We start from the raw sequence: 17805 nt of genomic DNA on the forward strand, positions 1-17805 counted from the left end.
TTACCGATTTTTATGAATTAAAAATTGAATATTTGCAGCGTCTAACGCTTGTACAAGATTAGCAATAAATATTTAAAAAATTAATGGCAATAATAACTTTAACTACTGATTTGGGCGATAAAGATATTTATCAGGCAGCCCTTAAAGGAAGCATACTAAGGTTATTGCCAACTGTTAATATTGTTGATATTACCAATAGTGTACCCGCTTACAATGTTCAGCAGGCAGCCTTTATTTTAAAAAATAGTTTTCACTATTTTCCGGACGGAACGGTGCACCTGATTGGTATTGATACTGTTTATAGCGATGACACCAAGTATCTTGCCCTCAAGTACAAAAACCACTATTTCGTAGGTTCGGACAATGGCATTTTTTCGCTGATGTTTAACGAGGAGCCGGAAGAAATTGTAGAGATAAACATCATGCAGGATCTGAAGTTTTTACATTTCCCGTTAGCTGATATTTTTGTTAAGGCGGCCTGCCACCTGGCCCAGGGCAAAAAGCTGACAGAAATAGGTTTACCGGTAACCGGCATCGAACATAAAATGAATTTGCAGCCCGTAATTGAGAAAAGCCTGATCAAAGGCGCGGTGATTTATATTGACTCTTTTCAAAATGTTATTACTAATATTACCAAAGAGTTTTTTAATAAAGTACAACAGGGCCGAAAGTTTACCTTGTACTTTAAGCGCAATGAAACCATAAACCACCTAAGCTGGCATTACAGCGAAGTACCCGAAGGAGAAAAACTCTGTTTATTTGGTATTAGCGACCATTTGGAAATTGCCATTAACAAAGGTAATGCAAGCGGTTTATTAGGGCTTAATTTAGGCGATAGCGTTATTATCGATTTTGATTATCATTCATGAAAAAAATAATACCGTTCTGTTTACTTTGTTTCTTTTGTTTGAATGCCGCCGCGCAATTCAAAGCCGACTCGATTGCTTACCAACGACAGCGCGCCAAGATAAACGCCATGTTGGCTGTACGTACAGAAAAGTTTGGACAGTATGACGAAAGTTTAAGCAAGCATACTGGCATCTTCGGGCTGCAAACCAAGAAAGACATCCGCCGCAGTAATAATATCCTGATGGATATTGTTAAAACAGATAATAATATTTACCGCGAACTAAAAATATTACTGGAGTATCGCACTTTTCAGCAAAACCAGGTTCAGGATCAATCTAAAGAAACTGAACACATTGCTACTGAATCCATGTATACCATCAACCGGTTACAGGATCAGCTGCTGAAACTCAAAAAACAAAACGAAGAAAACATAAAGCTGCAAGACAAGGCGTCGCTTAACTTTAAGATCATTGTCTTTATACTGGTTATTATCATTTTGTTTCTGCTGAAAAACCAGATACGCCGCAAGGAGACCAACCTTTAATGAAATTAACCATACACGGTGCTGCCCGTCAAGTTACGGGGAGCATGCATTTGCTTGAAATAGGCCAATATAGAATACTGATAGATTGCGGGCTTGATTATGAAAAAGATCGAAGCATACAATCAAACGAGGACTTTCCGTTTGACCCGGCTGCTATTGATCTGCTTGTATTGACACATGCCCATATTGACCACTCAGGCAACATACCTACGCTGGTGCGCCTGGGCTATGAAGGCCAGATACTATGTACCCCACCTACTGCCGACCTGACGGAGTTGCTTCTGCTTGACTCGGTCAGCATATTTATGAACAAGGCCGAAAAAGGCCGCAAGCATGGCAAAGGCAAGTTCAATACCAGCGCTCAGCCCCTATATCTGCAAAAACATGTCATGGATGCTATGGACCGCTTTGTGACCATAGGTTTTAATAAACCATTTCGTGTTACCGGCGATATTGAGCTGACCTTTGTACCGGTTGGCCACTTATTGGGTGCAGCGGCGGCTGTATTTAACATCAACGATAATGGCATCGAAAAAACGATAGCTTTTACGGGCGATATTGGCAGGAAGAATTATCCGGTATTAGACGACCCTCAGCCCTTGCCTCCTGTTGATTTCCTGGTAACCGAAGCTACTTATGGCGGGCGGCTGCATACCAAAGATAGATCGGTTGAGCAAACGCTGGTAGAGATCATTGACAAATGCTGCGTGAAAGAGCAGGGCCGGTTGATCATTCCGGCGTTTAGTATTGGGCGCACACAATCGCTGGTATACTCGTTGAATAAAATTTTCAGCAGCGGCTTACTGCCGCCGGTTAAGGTTTTTGTAGATAGCCCAATGGCTACCAGGGCTACAGAGGTCTTTCGCAAACACCATAGCCTGGTTAATGCAGAGGCACAAGCGTTTTATAAATCGCAGGGCGACGAGTTTGAGTTTGATAACCTCACCTATGTTGAAACCCTTCAGGACAGCCGGCAGGTATCCAATTATTACGAGCCCTGCATTATCATATCGTCTGCAGGTATGCTGGAAGGCGGCCGGATACAGGATCACCTGTTTTATAATATCCAAAATTTTTATTGTACTATACTTTTTATAGGCTATTGCGCAAAAGGGACCTTAGGGCACCGCCTGTTGCGCGGCGACTCGATTGTCCACATCAAAGACCGCGACCTGGCTGTTTACGCCACCATCAAACAAACTGATGTCCTCAGTGCGCATGGCGACCACGACGACCTGATGAACAACATCCGGTCGCAGGATAAAAACAAGCTCCTGAACATTTTCCTGGTGCATGGCGAGGATACCAGCATGCAGGCCCTGGCTGATAGTTTGGCTGTTGAGGGCTACACCGCAACCATACCGGAAAAGGGCTTAACTTATGTTATTTAGTCGCAAGTGTTTCACTTTAAAATATGAAACACTTGAAACACTTTTTTGACGTAATCATCTTAAAACAAGCCACTTAGCAAAATAGAGTGAAACACTTTGAAACAGTACCAAAGCTTTAGGTAAGCCTTATAAAATACTGTAGCATAGCATATTAAGCTATTTTTCCACTTTTCTGAAAATTGGAGTGAAACACCCCCGGTGAAACACCTTTATTTTTACAGATCATACCGTTATGAGCGGCCATAGCAGGCTTTGTTATGTGTACCACCAAGCTCCGATGTTCTGTCGCTAATCTCTAAACCCCACCTTGCTATTTCCAAAATTTTACGCTATTTTGAACACTCGAATTTTCTTAAGGATACAACGTTTAAATGCAGCTTACACAGTTAGAAATCAAGGGTTTCAAAAGCTTTGGCGATAAGATCACCATTAATTTTAATGAAGGTGTAACCGCTATTGTGGGGCCTAACGGCTGTGGCAAATCAAACGTGGTAGATGCCATACGCTGGGTATTGGGCGAGCAAAGCACACGTATGCTGCGCTCAGAGAAAATGGACAATGTTATTTTTAACGGCACCAAAAGCCGCAAAGCCGCTAACCTGGCCGAAGTATCGCTGACCTTTGATAATACTAAGAACATCCTCCCTACCGACTATTCGCAGGTTACGCTTACCCGCAAGCTTTACCGCAGTGGCGATAGCGAATATCGCCTCAATGACGTGCAATGCCGTTTAAAGGATATTACTGACCTTTTCCTGGATACCGGTGTGGGTTCAGATTCGTACGCTATTATTGAGCTGCGGATGATCGAAGAGATCATTTCCAACAAAGAAGGTTCGCGCCGGAATTTGTTTGAAGAGGCATCGGGCATATCCAAATATAAACTACGTAAAAAGCAGACTTTTAATAAGCTGAAAGAAACTGAAGCCGACCTGGAACGCGTAGAGGACTTGCTTTTCGAGATTCAGAAAAACCTGAAAATGCTCGAGAACCAGGCTAAGAAAACCGAGCGTTACTATCGGCTTAAAGAAGAATACAAAACACTCAGTATCAAACTGGCTTCATTTAAGATCGCAGCATTTGGCACCTCGCTGGCGACCATCGAGGAACAAGAGTTGAGGCAGCGCGAAGAAAAATCGGGCGTTGTATCGCAGATGGATACACTTGAAGCCGCTTTACAGCAAGAAAAGCTGGATAGCATCACCAAAGAAAAAAATCTATCCATCCAACAAAAAGCCACCAACGAGTTTGTTGGCAAAATTCGCGCTTACGAGAGTGAGAAAAAGATCAAGAATGAGCAACTGAAATTCCAACAGGACAAAGAAACCCGTTTAGCTGAAGAACTGGAACGCGACCGCAATCAGCTCAACCACGTTCTGTATAACATCAAGCGCCTTAATGAGGAGAAAGCCCAGGAAGAAGAAAACCTGGACACGATAAGCACCAAAGTTGCCGACCTGAAACAAATGGTTGACGAATTGCGTCTGCAACAATCAAGCGCGCGTAATGCCTTGAATGAATTGGTATCGGCCAATAACAACCTGCAAAATCAGGCTTACAAGGCCGAGAAAGACATTGATATACTGCAAATACAAGAGCAGGCGCTTGAGCAGGAAAGCCAGCGTAATATGGAAGACGCCACCAACAAAAAGGTAGAGCTGTCGCACTTTAATGAGGTAGTTGCCGAATTACAGGGCCGTACGGAAGCCTTACAGGCCGAATACGAACAAGAGGTAAAGCATGAAGAAAAATTACAGGGACAGATAGCTACTATAGACGCCGAGGCTGAAACTGTTAAAGAAACTATTATTACTGAAAGCCGGAAACTGGACGCGAAACAAAATGAGTACAACCTTACCAAAAGTTTGGTTGATAACCTGGAAGGTTTCCCTGAGTCTATCCGCTTTCTGAAAAATAATAACGAATGGGCCAAAAATGCTCCCCTCTTCAGCGATGTACTGTTTTGCCGCGAGCAATATCGCGTAGCCATTGAAAACTACCTCGAACCCCTAATGAACCACTATGTAGTGGATACTTATGACGAGGCCATTAAAGCGGTTAACCTGTTAAGTAATGCCTCACGTGGCAGGGCGCAATTTTTCATTTTGAGCAATTACACCGACTCCGTTTCGCTGCCATTTAAGGAAGAACCGGTTGGTGGCCGCATCCCGGCGCTAAATGTTGTCGAGGTTGAAAAGAAATATCAGCCGCTGGTAGATCATCTGCTAAAAAATGTTTACCTGGTTAATGATGAAAGCGATCTGAATAATGCCACACTTACCGAGGGCCTGGTTTTGATAGCCCAAAGCGGTAAATTCAACAAAACCAAATATACCATGGCCGGCGGCTCGGTGGGTTTATTTGAAGGTAAACGTATAGGGCGCGCCAAAAACCTGGAAAACCTGGCTAAGGAGATCAAAAAGCTGGAAGTTGACCTATTTGAGCTTAAAACACGTTCGAATGAATTGCAAACGCAGTCGGTAACTTTGAAATCTCAGGGCAAAGCGCAGGAGATCGCCCAAAAACAAGCCGAGCTGAATCGACTGAATACGGAGCTTATTACCGTTAAAACCCGCCAGGAACAATATGAGACATTCATTGAAAACAGCCTTAACCGTAAGGATGATATCGCCAAAAAAATAGCCGGTATTAAAGAAGAGAGGGCAAGCCTGCAACCGTTATTGGTTGAGCTAAAGGAAAAGAAAGAAGCCCAGGCAGTTTTACTTACCGAAAAACAAGCGGAGTTTAATGAGCTGAACGAAATGGTTACCGTGCAGTCAAATGCCTATAACCAGGAGAATATCCGTTTTCATCAGCAGCAAAATAAAGTTTCGGGCTTGAACAAAGATTTAGATTACCGCTTCACCCAGCAGGATAGTTTAGAAAGCCGCATCAAAAAAAATGCTGCCGAACTGGAAGAGGTCAAAGTCGCCATACAAGAAAATTTGCAACAGTCTGACAACTCGGACGACGGTTTGCTGGAAATGTACAGCCAGAAAGAAGAGCTGGAAAAAGCAACGCAGGAAGCCGAGCAGGAATATTATAAACTACGCGGCAAGATAACAGAGACCGAGGATGCCATTGCCGCACTGCGCCGTAAAAAAGATCAGGCTGAGGTTATTGAGAGCGAACTGAAAGACGAGCGTAATAACCTGCGTATCGAGCTTAATGCTTTAAAAGAGCGCTTGTCGGTTGAGTTTAATGTAGATATTAATGACTTGCCCGAAACGGAAATTGCCGGAGACGAAAATGAGCAGCAATTGCGTGAGCGTACTGACAAGCTCAAAAACCAGCTGGATGATTTTGGTGCCATTAACCCGATGGCTGTTGAGGCATATAAAGAGATGAACGAACGCTACGAGTTTATCCAGAACCAGAAGAAGGATCTGGGTGAAGCTAAAGCATCATTAATGGCCACTATACAGGAGATTGACGACACCGCACGCGAAAAATTTATGTTTGCCTTTACGCAGGTGCGCGAAAACTTTATCAAGGTATTCCGCTCGTTGTTTAATGAGGAAGATTCGTGCGATTTGATCCTGCTTGATCCGGAGCATCCGTTAGAGTCGGACATTGACATTATGGCCAAGCCCAAGGGTAAACGTCCGCTATCAATTAACCAGCTTTCGGGTGGCGAAAAGACATTGACCGCTACGGCCATCTTATTCTCGCTTTACCTGTTAAAGCCGGCTCCCTTCTGTATTTTTGACGAGGTTGACGCGCCGCTTGATGATACCAACATCGACAAGTTCAACAACATCATCCGCAAGTTCTCGCAGGAGTCGCAATTTATCATCGTATCGCACAATAAAAGAACCATTGCCAGCACCGATATTATTTACGGTGTCACTATGGTTGAGCAAGGCATTTCGCGCGTTGTACCGGTCGATTTAAGGGAACTGGCTGACTGATCCGCTTTAATCTTAATAATTATTTGTCGTTTCGGTTAGTAACGGGAAAGCTCCGCGCTCAGATACCGGGATGCTTGGTGTATATATAACTTGCTCCCTACGCTCGAAAAATGTGAAGAATATTAATGCCTAATGAGCCTATTGAACTAATCACAATTCTGCAGTAAGTCATAATACTTTTTCATAAGTACCAGATCGTAGTTTACTAATGAGTTATAAGCTTCGCCTACCAATTCGGTTAGTATGGACGAGCCAAGTTGCCCGCCTCCGTTAGGGATGGAGTCATAGTATGCAATAAGTTCTTTCACCCTTATAATTTCGTACAATAACTGTTGCACCAGAACATCATGGGGATGCGCTGATTTATCTGAATTATTGCCGCTATTGAGAAAATCTAAAGGATCATCAGGAATAGAATTCATCGTCAAATTGCGGGTCGGCTTTTAGCTTTTATCACTTAACTATAAAAGCTATTAAGTCTTCTGGGTAGTTTTTTGTTTTAAAAATGTGAAAATAGTTAAAACAATTTAAGCTTTAAATAGTAAAAGCCTTGTTTCCAAGACTTTTAGAGTCCCACCCAAACCCTCCCGGTAGGGAGGGTTTTGATGAGGGAAATACTTTAAGTCTCCCCTTTCCAGGGGAGACTTAGGGGCTTTAGTTAGCTTCGGGTTTCTCAGGCTTTGGCAATAACACTTTACGCGAAAGTTTTAACTTGCCTTGCTTGTCTACATCCAGCAATTTAACACGCACTTCGTCGCCTACCTGGAAAATACCGTCCATGGTTTCGAAACGTTTGTGATCAATTTCTGATATATGCAATAAACCGTCTTTACCCGGCATGATCTCAACAAATGCACCAAAAGGCATAATTGATTTCACTTTACCGTCGTATATCTCGCCTACTTCGGGTTTTGAAGCAATGGCTTTGATACGGCTTACCGCTTTATCTATAGCTTCTTTATTGTCAGCAAAGATCTGCACGATACCCTGATTGCCAACTTCCTCGATTGAGATAGTTGCACCGGTTTCGCGCTGCATTTCTTGAATAATTTTACCACCGGGGCCTATAACCGCACCAATAAATTCTTTGTCAATTTTGATGGTAATAATACGCGGAGCGTGTGGTTTGTAATCTTCGCGAGGCGCGCTCATGGTTTTTGCCATTTCGCCAAGGATATGTAAACGGCCCTCTTTAGCCTGGTTTAACGCGTTAGTCAATACTTCGTATGACAGACCGTTAATTTTCAAATCCATTTGTACCGCAACGACACCGTTTTTAGTACCGGTTACTTTAAAGTCCATATCACCCAGGTGATCTTCATCTCCCAAAATATCAGAAAGGATAGCGTATTTGGTACCCATTTCGTTGGTGATCAATCCCATAGCGATACCAGATACCGGGTTGGTGATTTTAACACCTGCATCCATCAAAGCTAATGTACCGGCGCAAACCGTAGCCATTGATGATGAACCGTTCGATTCCAGGATATCAGATACTATACGGATAGTGTAAGGGTTGCTGTCGTCGGCGGGTAATACTTGTTTTAACGAACGCATAGCCAGGTTACCGTGACCAATTTCACGACGGCCGGCACCTCTGTTAGGACGAACCTCGCCTGTTGAGAAACCAGGGAAATTGTAATGCAGCAAGAATTTTTGATACCCATTGATAAATGCACCATCAATCATTTGCTCGTCGTCTTTAGCACCTAAAGTAACGGTGGTTAATGATTGGGTTTCGCCACGGGTAAATACTGCCGAACCGTGAGCAGCAGGCAAATAACCTACCTCGCTCCATATCGGGCGGATCTGTGTAGTAGTACGGCCGTCCAGACGTTTACCTTCATCTAACACCAGGTTACGGATGGCATCGTACTCAACATCATGGTAATATTTTTTTGCCAGGAATTTGGTAACGTCATCAATCTCACCTAAAGTTTCAATAAACTCATCGCGTACAGCTTTAAATTTAGCAGTACGTTCGTCTTTGGCAGATGCTTCGCTGGCTATGGCATAAACTTTATCGTAAGTAGCAGCGTAGATAGCTTTTTTCAGCTCTTCATTGCTGTTTTCATGACTGTAAACGCGTTTCTCTGTCTTACCAACTTCTTCAGTTAATTGTTTTTGTATAAAACATTGAACTTTAATGGCCTCGTGTGCAAATTTGATAGCTTCAACAAGTTCGGCTTCCTGGATCTCTTTTGATTCACCTTCGACCATGTTGATGTCATGTTCAGAACCGGCAACAATAAACTCCAGGGTAGCATTAGCTAACTGGCTTAAAGTTGGATTGATAACCAATTGGCCGTCAATTTTGGCCACACGTACTTCTGATATCGGGCCATTGAAAGGGATATCTGAAACAGCTAAAGCTGCTGATGCAGCCAAACCTGCTAAACAATCAGGCATGATGTCTTTATCAGCCGATATTAAAGAGATCATCACTTGCGTGTCTGCATGATAATCTTCCGGGAACATTGGACGTAAAGCACGGTCGACCAAACGAGAGATCAAAACCTCATAGTCTGATAAACGCGCCTCGCGGCGTAAAAATCCGCCGGGGATACGACCGGTGGCAGCATATTTTTCCTGATAATCGACTGAAAGCGGTAAAAAATCCACGCCTTCTTTAGCCTCAAGTGATGAAACTACAGTAGCTAATAACATGGTGTTACCCATTTTAACTACTACTGATCCATCAGCTTGTTTGGCCAGTTTTCCGGTTTCGATCTCTATGGTGCGGCCGTCACCTAAATCGATCACTTTGTTAATTACTTTTAAACTCATTTTGTTTGTGTTGTGATGCGCTTTTCATCTTTGGGAGCGCATCGGTTTTTATTGTGTGTAAATAATTTCGTAAAAGTAAAAAAGCCATCCACAAAGAGACGGCTTTTTTTTAAAAATAAGTTTAAGTTACTTAATGATATCTCTTAGCTGTAAAGCTTTGATAATAGCACGGTATCTCTCAATATCTTTTTTGTACAGGTAAGCTAACAACGCACGACGTTTACCTACCATTTTTTGCAGCGACAGCTGAGTAGAAAAATCGTGTTTGTTTTTTTTCAAATGCCCGGTTAAGTGAGCAATACGAGTGGTAAAAAGTGCTACCTGTCCTTCAGCAGATCCGGTATCTTGCGGACCTTTGCCGTGTTTTGCGAAAAGTTCTTGTTTCGCTTCAGTACTTAAATACATTACTTGAATAATATTAAAGCGTAAATAATTTTATTAATTGTGGGGCAAAGGTAATGTTTAAATTCAAAAGTAAAAAGTTTAAATTCAAAAGTTTGGTAAATAGCGAATAGTTATTTAAAGTTTATTAATTACCGGCCGAACCGGCACCAGCTTCGCCCTTTTGACGGGTAAGCTGGATATTTTGGCCAAATACTCTAAAATGATCAGGGCGGGGCTTGCCTTGCTTAAACAATTCTACCCTGATCCTGTCTATTGAATAAAATACAATATAACCTTGTGTCAATTGGGTACCCCAATAAAAATCAACAGGAATAGGTTGTTGAGTAAAGTCAATTTTGTAATTTACAAGTTGCTGCCTATCTCCTATAATATGAACCGCACGTGTCGAATCAATAAATCTGATCCCGGATGATATACCACGCTTTTTGGAATAAGTAAGCCATTTGCCCAGTAAATCTTTATAGGTAGGCAATCTTGGTGCATCGCGCCATAACGGCTGTTTTATTCGCTTTAAGACGGATGCTTTTTTGTAAGTAGTATCGGCGCCTTTACTAATGGGCCACCCTATTCTTAATAGCGCTATGCTGTCATCTAAAAATTTGATGTAACCACTTACATGTTTAGGATGTTTGCGGTTAAGTTCGACGGTAAACCTGAATTCCATGTATTTGTCGCCCGGACCCTGGATACCACAGGTATATTTAAATCTATTAAATATCAAACCATCCTGTTGTAACCAGGCACCCGTGCTATCGCTGGTAAATAGAATGTTGGCCTTTTTATTACGGGTAAACTCCCATCTGCCTATTAAATCTTTAGCAGTATAGGTTTGAGCATGCGCCCCTATGCAGGCTATTATTAAACTAAGTGTAATAAGGTTTTTTCTTATTATAAATGGGTTAAGGTTCAACTCAAATATATCGATAAGAACTTAATTATTTGTTGCAACCCCGATCAAAACATTCTTCATGGTTATAATAAAGTCTAAATACCGATATTTGTATCTATATGACAGTAACCGACCAATACGCCACTTTTGAAACCGAATACCGTGTCAGGCCGGACGATATAGACATGTACCGCCACGTACACAACAGTAAATATTTCGACTATGTACAGGCTGCCCGTTACGATCAGATGGAGCGGTGCTACGGCATGTCGATAGAGCAATTTTTAAATGATGGCTACGGTTGGCTGGTGCGCGGTGTATTTCTCGATTATAAACGCCCGCTGCTATTAGGCGATTATTTCGTAGTGACCACTGGCATTGAAAGCATCGACAAAAAAGTTTGCCGCGTAAAATTCAATATCAAAAACAAGGCAAGCAATAAAATTTGCTGCGACGGCTGGTTTGATTTTGTGATGATAACACTGGCAGACGGAAAGGCCTCAAAAATACCCGAACACGTTATTGCGCATTATACTTCGTTCAAAAAATGACAGATCTTTTATTATAAATTACTCTGCTATCAATTCGGCATAAAAATCTGGCAGGCTCATACCTGCCGCTCTAACCTGCTGTGGTATCAGACTGGCTGATGACTGGCCTGGTGTGGTGTTGATCTCAATGAAGTAAAAGTCCTGGGTATCTTCCAACAAAATAAAGTCGACACGAGCCATACCGCGGCAGTTTAAGCGCAGGTAAACCTCGGTTACTATTTCGGCTATTTGCGCGTTTTTGACTGCACTTATGTCAGCCGGCGTGATCTCGTCTGATGCACCGGCAACATATTTAGCTTCGTAATCAAAAAAATCTTTTTTGCTGATAATCTCAGTAGCAGGCAATACGGTGATCTTACCACTTAAACGCGCAATGCCGATGCTAAACTCACGGCCTTTAATAAACTCTTCGATCAATATCTCATTGTCTTCATGAAAAGCTTTTTCAATAGCGGCCGGAAGCTCTCCCGGCGTATATACCTTACTCATCCCTACGCTGCTGCCGCCATTATTTGGCTTAATAAACAACGGAAATTTTAAAGCTGATGCAATAGTGGCTATATCATGTCCATCCTTTTTAAATAAACGAATTGACTTAGCCGTATTTAAACCGTGAATTCCATGAACAATGGTTTTGGTATAAGCCTTATTCATGGTTATAGCCGATGTAGTAACGTCGCAGGTATTATACGGAATGCCCAGCATGTCCAGGTAACCCTGCATTTTACCATCCTCGCCGGGGGTGCCGTGTATCGTGATGAAAGCAAAATCGAACTTTATTTTTTCGCCATTGATAGTCAGGCTGAAGTCGTTTTTATCGATGTCAAAACGCTCGCTTCCCTGCTCATAAAACCAACGATCGCGGTTTATTAAAATAATATAAACGTTGTATTTTGCCTTGTCTAAGTTGTTGGCAATGTTGCTGGCGCTATTCAAAGATACCTCATATTCGCCGGTAAAACCTCCGGCTAAAAGTGCTATGTTTTTCATGGTCATACGGCCAAAGATAAATATTTTTTCAGGCCATGTCCCTAATTAATACATTAGTTTTACAAACCTATAAATCCGAAATTATCCTTATGTTTGATGCATAAATTAAGTATAATATTACCAAACCGACGATGAGTAAATTTGGGTCTTATTTAAAAACTAAATCTTTCCGGAACACGCTTTTATTAGCTATTGGCTCTGTAATAGCCATTGTTTTAATCGCATTTTTCAGCCTCAGTTTTTATACCAATCACGGCTCTGGTATACCTGTACCCAAACTAAAGGGCTTACCTATTGAAAAAGCTATCGACATACTAGAAAATCAGGGCTTTGATTACCAGGTTGATTCTGTATATGTGGGTGATGCTGATCCGGGCACCGTGGTTGAGCAAGACCCAGACCCGGGAACCAACGTGAAAGAAAACCGGAAGATATATCTGACCATGGTTACGCTAAAAGCCCCGCCTGTGGCTTTGCCTGATATTGACCAAATGCCTTATATACAAGCGCAGGCGACCCTGCAAAATGCAGGCCTTAAAGTTGGCGACACCACTTATCGCGCTGATATAGCTTTGAACGTGGTGTTAGAAGCTAAATTAGCAGGACAGACATTGAATACAGGCCAGCGGATACCTAAAGGCTCGCGCATTGATTTAGTTTTGGGCGACGGTGTGGGCGCAAGCGAAGTTGATGTGCCCGATTTGATCAATCAGGACCTGGATGCTGTACGTTTTGTGTTGAAAAATGCTAACCTGGGCATAGGCACTATTACCTACGAAGGGCCCATTACCGACTCAAGTAACGTAGTGGTGGTAAGCCAGTTTCCGATGAAGACAGATTCGCTCAATAAAGTCAGCATCGGCACAAAAATTAACTTAACTGTTGCCCAGGCTAAAAAGTAATGCAGCAAATTGATGCACAAAGCTTTAAAAGCAGGTTACTAAGCGGCGAACCGCTTAACGTACTTGATGTGCGCGAAGAAATTGAATATCTAACCTATAACATAGGCGGCAAAAACATTCCTCTATCTAAACTAACTGAAAAACTCAGCCTTGTTCACCCTAACAAAACCGAAGAGATTATTGTTATATGCAAAGCCGGTTTGCGCAGCCAAACGGCGCAAACAATTTTAATGCAAAATGGCTTTACCAACATAATAAACTTAACCGGCGGGCTGTTAGCGTTGCAGAAACTACAGGCTTAAAAACATTAACAACATCATGGCTAAAAAACGGGCATCATCGGGCGGTATTTTTAAAAAATTTATCATTACCCTGGTAGTTTTGATCATATTAGGTCTGGGCGGTACACTGGTATTTTATTACCTGCGTTATTTTGGCCCGCAGGTTACCGGTAACCACGAGTATCTGTACATACGCACCGGCTCAGATTTTAACGACGTATATAAAACTATCCGCGACGAAGATATTGTAAGAGACACTGTCACCTTTGCCTGGGCAGCGCACCAAATGAAATATACCAACCATGTTAAGCCGGGCAGATACAGGCTGCATGAAGGTATGAGTAACCGCAAATTCATCCGCATGCTGCAATTGGGCGAGCAAGAGCCGGTCGACTTGTCTTTCCATGTATTCAGGACCAAAGCGCAATTTGCGGGCTTTGTAAGCAAAAAGCTGGAAGCAGACTCATTAACATTGCTACGCTACCTTGATTCGAACACTTTCGTAAATCAATTTGGTTTGAATACTGACAATGCTTTTGTGATGATCATGCCTGATTCATACAAAATGAACTGGGATATATCGCCCGAAAAATTCTATAAAAGGATGTATAAGCATTATGAGAATTTCTGGACACCTGAGCGTAAACAACAAGCCGCTGCAATTAATCTTACTATCCCGCAGGTTTCTATCCTGGCTTCGATTGTTGATGCCGAGGCTGTTTACGATGACGAGATGCCTACCATTGCAGGGCTTTATCTGAACAGATTACGCAAAGGCATGAAACTGGAGTCAGACCCAACAGTGATCTTTGCGATGAATGATTTTACCATCCACCGGGTGCTGAATAAATACCTTAGCGTTAACTCTCCTTATAATACCTATGTGCATACCGGCCTGCCTCCGGGCCCCGTAATGATGCCATCAGTAGCAGCGGTTAAAGCGGTATTAAATTATCAGAAGAATGATTACCTGTACATGGTGGCTAAAGAGGATTTCTCAAACAGACATAATTTTGCTACCAACGTCGCACAGCATAACATTAATGCAGCCAAGTTCCGCAAAGCGCTTACCGAGCATAAGATCATGAAATAATGTTTGAGCACTCTACCAAAATACGTGTCCGCTATGGCGAAACTGACCAAATGGGTTACATGTACTATGGCAATTATGCCGAGTTTTATGAGGTAGGCCGTGTTGAAATGCTGCGCAGCCTGGGCCTCACCTATCGCGGTATGGAAGAGTCGGGTATTATGATGCCGGTGCTGGAGATGAAGTGTAAGTACCTGAAACCGGCACGCTATGACGAGGAGATAACCGTTAAGGTGATCATGGACAAAATGCCCGGCGTAAAAATTCATTTCAGATACGAGCTGTTTAATGAAAGTGAGGAGCTGATTCACCAGGGTGAAACATTGCTGGTGTTTGTTAATATGACCAACAATCGCCCCTGTTTACCATCGGCAGAATTCCTGGAGAAATTAAAGCCATTTTTTTGAGTAAATTAGCTTACCGATGAGATGGGTACACCGCTTATTATTACGACTAAAATTATACCGTTCATTTATATTATGGACTAAGTCAATTGTATTACCCGGTTTTGGCAACCTGTCTGTCTATGCGGTAACGGTATCGCTTATCAATGAGTTTCTGGAAGATTCACTGATCAATAAGGCATCAGCATTGGCTTATAACTTTTTGTTAGCATTATTCCCCGGCACGTTGTTTTTATTTACGCTTATAGCCTATATACCTGTAGATCGGTTTCAGGAAAAACTGCTGGAGCTTTTGCACACTATATTACCAACCTACGCTTACCTTGCTTTTGAGACAACTATTGAGGATATTATCAAGCATCAGAACGCCGGCTTATTGTCCCTGGGTTTTGTTACCGCATTATATTTTGCCACCAATGGCGTAAGCAACCTGATGCGGGCTTTTAACAACTCATCGCTCATATTAGAGAAACGGACGTGGTTAAAAAGGCGCGTGATAGCTATGCTGCTTACTATCGTTATCACTGTAGCCCTGATAGTAGCCATCGCTATCATGATTGCCGGCGAAAGCGTTATTGGCTATCTCCAGGCCCATATTGCCAGCAAAAGCCACTTTTGGATCCATGTGCTTACGGTGTCGCGCTGGGTTATTATTGTTACGATATTTTTTGTGACTATTTCACTGCTATACCGCTATGGGCCCTCGCACAAATTAAAATGGCCTTTTCTTAGTCCGGGCTCTATCCTGGCTACCGGGCTGGCCATTTTAACCTCGTTGGGATTTACTTACTATATTAATCACTTTGCTTCTTACAATAAGATCTATGGTTCTATCGGCACCGTGATTGTGGTGATGTTATGGCTATTTTTAAACTCGGCAATTTTACTAATCGGCTTTGAATTAAACGCCAGCATTGACCTTTCTAAGCGGAACATTAAGGTGGTAAAACAAAAACACAACACCTTCCGGACCGAAAAATTGATAAAATAGAAAAATAAGCCGGCTCACTTTCAACTACTTATCACCTTTTTTCAGAATTGTTAAAAAAAGTGGAATTCAGATTTGCCAATTCGGGCCGGATTTGTACTTTTGTCCCCGGAGAGTTGGCAGAGTGGTCGATTGCGGCAGTCTTGAAAACTGTTGACTGTAACAGGTCCTGGGGTTCGAATCCCTAACTCTCCGCAGAAAAAAAGTTCAGTAGTACTTTGCATTACTGAAAAATTAATGAATTTTATAAGGCTGTTTCTTTGGAGCAGCCTTATTCTTTTAATAGTGCGATAATACCGTCCACAGAGTAAATCCCTCTCTAGTAAAATCACTAAAGCGTCTTTAAACTAACTTGAGGGCATTTTTTATATCAATTAAATAATTGGATCAAAAAACTTAATATACAACTTCTCTAATTGTCTGGTGACCGTATTGTTACTGTTATATGTAGAATTCCCCCTTGCTATGTCTTGACAAAATCGCTCAACAATATTGAGTGCAATATTTGTAAACGAACCATGTTCAAGTAATTCTTCAGCTTTTTTTTGATTATTCCGATAAACCTGCAAATTACCTTGTTCCTTAAAGGAATATGGACCACATTTAGTCGATATAATAATATGATCTATAAATTTTATATCTAATGCCAAACAACGTCTATAAATATTTTCTGTAGTTCTTATATCAACTTCAGACGGTTCTGTCGACCCAGAAGGATGATTATGTGCAAAGACAATTCCTTGTGCCATCAGTTTAACTGCTCTTCGCATTATAAGATAAACAGGCACATGGCAGCTATTTTCATCACCTGTATTCAATAACTCCCAATCAATTACCTTTTCATTATAATCAAGATAAATAACATAAGCACTTTCTAAGTGTTTTTTTGAATTGTCCCAGTTTTTACAAACATAGTTGATAATTTCCTCGCTATTAGTTAGTGTAGTCTGTTCTGTGCGGATTGCCTTACGTGTAGTCATTTTTATTATCTCCTTATTGGTTAATTAACAGTTTTGTGGCTTTTATATTTGCGTATCTTCATCATTTACTATTGTCTCTAATTTAAATTAATAGATCTAGCGGTTAAATGGATAAGTTTAGCAAGGATATTTACAAAAGGACGAAAAAGATTATACAGTTCTCAATTGATAAGAATGATAAAGTATACGTAATAAATCATCGACAATCCTACAAATTCGGTAAGACCGAGCTGGTTGTACCAACCCCCAACATCGCAGGAATTTTTCTCGATTTATCTGAAAAGGAGGCTGCTTTAGCTAAAAATATCTATACAGAGACATTCCAACCAATTTTAAAGAAATCAGGAATTACAGAACTTGATGAACAATTAGCAGGTAGCTTTTACGAATATATTGAACATACACAAACTGCTGTAATAACATTATATACTGCTATCGAATCGATAGTTAATTCATTAATACCTGATGATTATATATATCAGGAAGAAAAAAATAATGGTAACTTGTTAATGGATAAGCTTTATATTGAAAGAAATAAGACTACAGACTTTAAACTTTCGGTAATCATACCTGATGCTTTAAAAATGGCCTCACCTAAAAACTCTAAACATTGGCCAAATTTTAAAAGCTCGAAAATATTCGTAATAGCATCATCCATTTAAAAACCGATGCTTTAACAGAGTATAATCAAGATAAAAATCTAATATTTAATCTTTTCAAGCCTTCAATTTTCAAAGCACTTGAATCAACTCGTGCTTTACTGTCTGAAATTGCTGCAAATTGTCATGACAGCTTTGATATACCAGCTTTGAATAAAAAAGAACATGTTTTAAAACTTATTTT

General features: G+C 41.4%; 17 protein-coding genes and 1 tRNA gene. 12 read left to right on the plus strand and 6 right to left on the minus strand.

Going from position 1 to position 17805, the window contains the following annotated elements; all coding sequences use genetic code 11:
- Nucleotides 1-83 precede the first annotated feature (83 nt).
- The 4 genes from ABD772_RS02415 to smc all read left to right on the plus strand — a co-directional run bounded on the left by ABD772_RS02415 (nt 84) and on the right by smc (nt 6695).
- On the plus strand, nt 84-869 hold the full coding sequence (locus ABD772_RS02415) for an SAM hydrolase/SAM-dependent halogenase family protein (RefSeq protein WP_345100833.1): 786 nt from the start codon (nt 84-86) through the stop codon (nt 867-869).
- The gene (locus tag ABD772_RS02420) at nt 866-1393 is read left to right on the plus strand and encodes a hypothetical protein (RefSeq protein WP_345100834.1); all 528 of its coding nucleotides are present in this window, start codon (nt 866-868) and stop codon (nt 1391-1393) included. The genes ABD772_RS02415 and ABD772_RS02420 overlap by 4 nt, the downstream gene beginning before the upstream one ends.
- Entirely contained in the window at nt 1393-2784 is a 1392-nt protein-coding gene (locus ABD772_RS02425) for an MBL fold metallo-hydrolase (RefSeq protein ID WP_345100835.1), read from the plus strand. The genes ABD772_RS02420 and ABD772_RS02425 overlap by 1 nt, the downstream gene beginning before the upstream one ends.
- A 371-nt stretch (nt 2785-3155) precedes the next feature.
- Complete coding sequence (gene smc / locus ABD772_RS02430) at nt 3156-6695, plus strand: chromosome segregation protein SMC (RefSeq protein WP_345100836.1); 3540 nt, start codon at nt 3156-3158, stop codon at nt 6693-6695.
- Nucleotides 6696-6841: 146 nt separating this feature from the next.
- Here the strand turns inward: smc and ABD772_RS02435 are convergent, their stop codons facing one another.
- The 4 genes from ABD772_RS02435 to ABD772_RS02450 form a co-directional block, all read right to left on the minus strand.
- Entirely contained in the window at nt 6842-7117 is a 276-nt protein-coding gene (locus tag ABD772_RS02435) for a hypothetical protein (RefSeq protein WP_345100837.1), read from the minus strand.
- A 232-nt stretch (nt 7118-7349) separates the two neighbouring features.
- A complete protein-coding gene (locus ABD772_RS02440; RefSeq protein ID WP_345100838.1) occupies nt 7350-9482 on the minus strand; it encodes a polyribonucleotide nucleotidyltransferase in 2133 nt (710 codons plus the stop codon).
- 126 nt (nt 9483-9608) lie between these two features.
- On the minus strand, nt 9609-9887 hold the full coding sequence (rpsO, locus tag ABD772_RS02445) for a 30S ribosomal protein S15 (protein ID WP_345100839.1): 279 nt from the start codon (nt 9885-9887) through the stop codon (nt 9609-9611).
- Between the two features lie 124 nt (nt 9888-10011).
- Nucleotides 10012-10797 carry a hypothetical protein gene (locus tag ABD772_RS02450; protein WP_345100840.1) on the minus strand — a complete coding sequence of 262 codons (786 nt, stop codon included), beginning with the start codon at nt 10795-10797 and terminating at the stop codon, nt 10012-10014.
- A gap of 98 nt (nt 10798-10895) precedes the next feature.
- Here ABD772_RS02450 and ABD772_RS02455 point away from each other — a divergent pair, with 98 nt between their 5' ends.
- A complete protein-coding gene (locus ABD772_RS02455; protein ID WP_345100841.1) occupies nt 10896-11327 on the plus strand; it encodes an acyl-CoA thioesterase in 432 nt (143 codons plus the stop codon).
- 18 nt (nt 11328-11345) lie between these two features.
- On the opposite strand, the gene ABD772_RS02460 is transcribed toward ABD772_RS02455, so the two are convergent.
- Nucleotides 11346-12317, minus strand: coding sequence for a D-alanine--D-alanine ligase (locus ABD772_RS02460; protein WP_345100842.1), 972 nt, complete (start codon nt 12315-12317; stop codon nt 11346-11348).
- Between the two features lie 131 nt (nt 12318-12448).
- On the opposite strand from ABD772_RS02460, the gene ABD772_RS02465 reads away from it, so the two are divergent.
- The 6 genes from ABD772_RS02465 to ABD772_RS02490 all read left to right on the plus strand — a co-directional run bounded on the left by ABD772_RS02465 (nt 12449) and on the right by ABD772_RS02490 (nt 16177).
- A complete protein-coding gene (locus ABD772_RS02465; protein ID WP_345100843.1) occupies nt 12449-13219 on the plus strand; it encodes a PASTA domain-containing protein in 771 nt (256 codons plus the stop codon).
- Nucleotides 13219-13521: a rhodanese-like domain-containing protein gene (locus ABD772_RS02470; protein ID WP_345100844.1), complete on the plus strand. Its 303-nt coding sequence runs from the start codon at nt 13219-13221 to the stop codon at nt 13519-13521. The genes ABD772_RS02465 and ABD772_RS02470 overlap by 1 nt, the downstream gene beginning before the upstream one ends.
- Nucleotides 13522-13537: 16 nt before the next feature.
- Nucleotides 13538-14593, plus strand: a complete 1056-nt coding sequence (gene mltG / locus ABD772_RS02475) for an endolytic transglycosylase MltG (RefSeq protein ID WP_345100845.1) — start codon at nt 13538-13540, stop codon at nt 14591-14593.
- A complete protein-coding gene (locus ABD772_RS02480) occupies nt 14593-14997 on the plus strand; it encodes an acyl-CoA thioesterase (RefSeq protein ID WP_345100846.1) in 405 nt (134 codons plus the stop codon). Before mltG ends, ABD772_RS02480 begins: the two co-directional genes overlap by 1 nt.
- 16 nt (nt 14998-15013) lie before the next feature.
- Nucleotides 15014-15985 (plus strand): YihY/virulence factor BrkB family protein, encoded by a 972-nt coding sequence (locus tag ABD772_RS02485; RefSeq protein ID WP_345100847.1) that lies wholly within the window; start codon nt 15014-15016, stop codon nt 15983-15985.
- 107 nt (nt 15986-16092) lie between these two features.
- Nucleotides 16093-16177 (plus strand) — tRNA-Ser (locus ABD772_RS02490).
- Between the two features lie 179 nt (nt 16178-16356).
- On the opposite strand, the gene ABD772_RS02495 is transcribed toward ABD772_RS02490, so the two are convergent.
- Nucleotides 16357-16962 carry a JAB domain-containing protein gene (locus ABD772_RS02495; RefSeq protein WP_345100848.1) on the minus strand — a complete coding sequence of 202 codons (606 nt, stop codon included), beginning with the start codon at nt 16960-16962 and terminating at the stop codon, nt 16357-16359.
- A gap of 107 nt (nt 16963-17069) precedes the next feature.
- Between ABD772_RS02495 and ABD772_RS02500 the strand changes: the two genes are divergently transcribed.
- A complete protein-coding gene (locus ABD772_RS02500; RefSeq protein ID WP_345100849.1) occupies nt 17070-17624 on the plus strand; it encodes a hypothetical protein in 555 nt (184 codons plus the stop codon).
- Nucleotides 17625-17805: the final 181 nt, after the last annotated feature.

Source organism: Mucilaginibacter panaciglaebae (genome assembly GCF_039539265.1).
Taxonomy (GTDB): Bacteria; Bacteroidota; Bacteroidia; order Sphingobacteriales; family Sphingobacteriaceae; genus Mucilaginibacter; species Mucilaginibacter panaciglaebae.

Excerpts from the sequence above, each read along its gene's own strand:
- ABD772_RS02415 (WP_345100833.1), top strand. The coding sequence starts at position 84 with ATGGCAATAATAACTTTAACTACTGATTTGGGCGATAAAGATATTTAT.
- ABD772_RS02420 (WP_345100834.1), top strand. The coding sequence starts at position 866 with ATGAAAAAAATAATACCGTTCTGTTTACTTTGTTTCTTTTGTTTGAAT.
- ABD772_RS02425 (WP_345100835.1), top strand. The coding sequence starts at position 1,393 with ATGAAATTAACCATACACGGTGCTGCCCGTCAAGTTACGGGGAGCATG.
- smc (WP_345100836.1), top strand. The coding sequence starts at position 3,156 with ATGCAGCTTACACAGTTAGAAATCAAGGGTTTCAAAAGCTTTGGCGAT.
- ABD772_RS02435 (WP_345100837.1), bottom strand. The coding sequence starts at position 7,117 with ATGAATTCTATTCCTGATGATCCTTTAGATTTTCTCAATAGCGGCAAT.
- ABD772_RS02440 (WP_345100838.1), bottom strand. The coding sequence starts at position 9,482 with ATGAGTTTAAAAGTAATTAACAAAGTGATCGATTTAGGTGACGGCCGC.
- rpsO (WP_345100839.1), bottom strand. The coding sequence starts at position 9,887 with ATGTATTTAAGTACTGAAGCGAAACAAGAACTTTTCGCAAAACACGGC.
- ABD772_RS02455 (WP_345100841.1), top strand. The coding sequence starts at position 10,896 with ATGACAGTAACCGACCAATACGCCACTTTTGAAACCGAATACCGTGTC.
- ABD772_RS02460 (WP_345100842.1), bottom strand. The coding sequence starts at position 12,317 with ATGAAAAACATAGCACTTTTAGCCGGAGGTTTTACCGGCGAATATGAG.
- ABD772_RS02465 (WP_345100843.1), top strand. The coding sequence starts at position 12,449 with ATGAGTAAATTTGGGTCTTATTTAAAAACTAAATCTTTCCGGAACACG.
- ABD772_RS02470 (WP_345100844.1), top strand. The coding sequence starts at position 13,219 with ATGCAGCAAATTGATGCACAAAGCTTTAAAAGCAGGTTACTAAGCGGC.
- mltG (WP_345100845.1), top strand. The coding sequence starts at position 13,538 with ATGGCTAAAAAACGGGCATCATCGGGCGGTATTTTTAAAAAATTTATC.
- ABD772_RS02480 (WP_345100846.1), top strand. The coding sequence starts at position 14,593 with ATGTTTGAGCACTCTACCAAAATACGTGTCCGCTATGGCGAAACTGAC.
- ABD772_RS02485 (WP_345100847.1), top strand. The coding sequence starts at position 15,014 with ATGAGATGGGTACACCGCTTATTATTACGACTAAAATTATACCGTTCA.
- ABD772_RS02495 (WP_345100848.1), bottom strand. The coding sequence starts at position 16,962 with ATGACTACACGTAAGGCAATCCGCACAGAACAGACTACACTAACTAAT.
- ABD772_RS02500 (WP_345100849.1), top strand. The coding sequence starts at position 17,070 with ATGGATAAGTTTAGCAAGGATATTTACAAAAGGACGAAAAAGATTATA.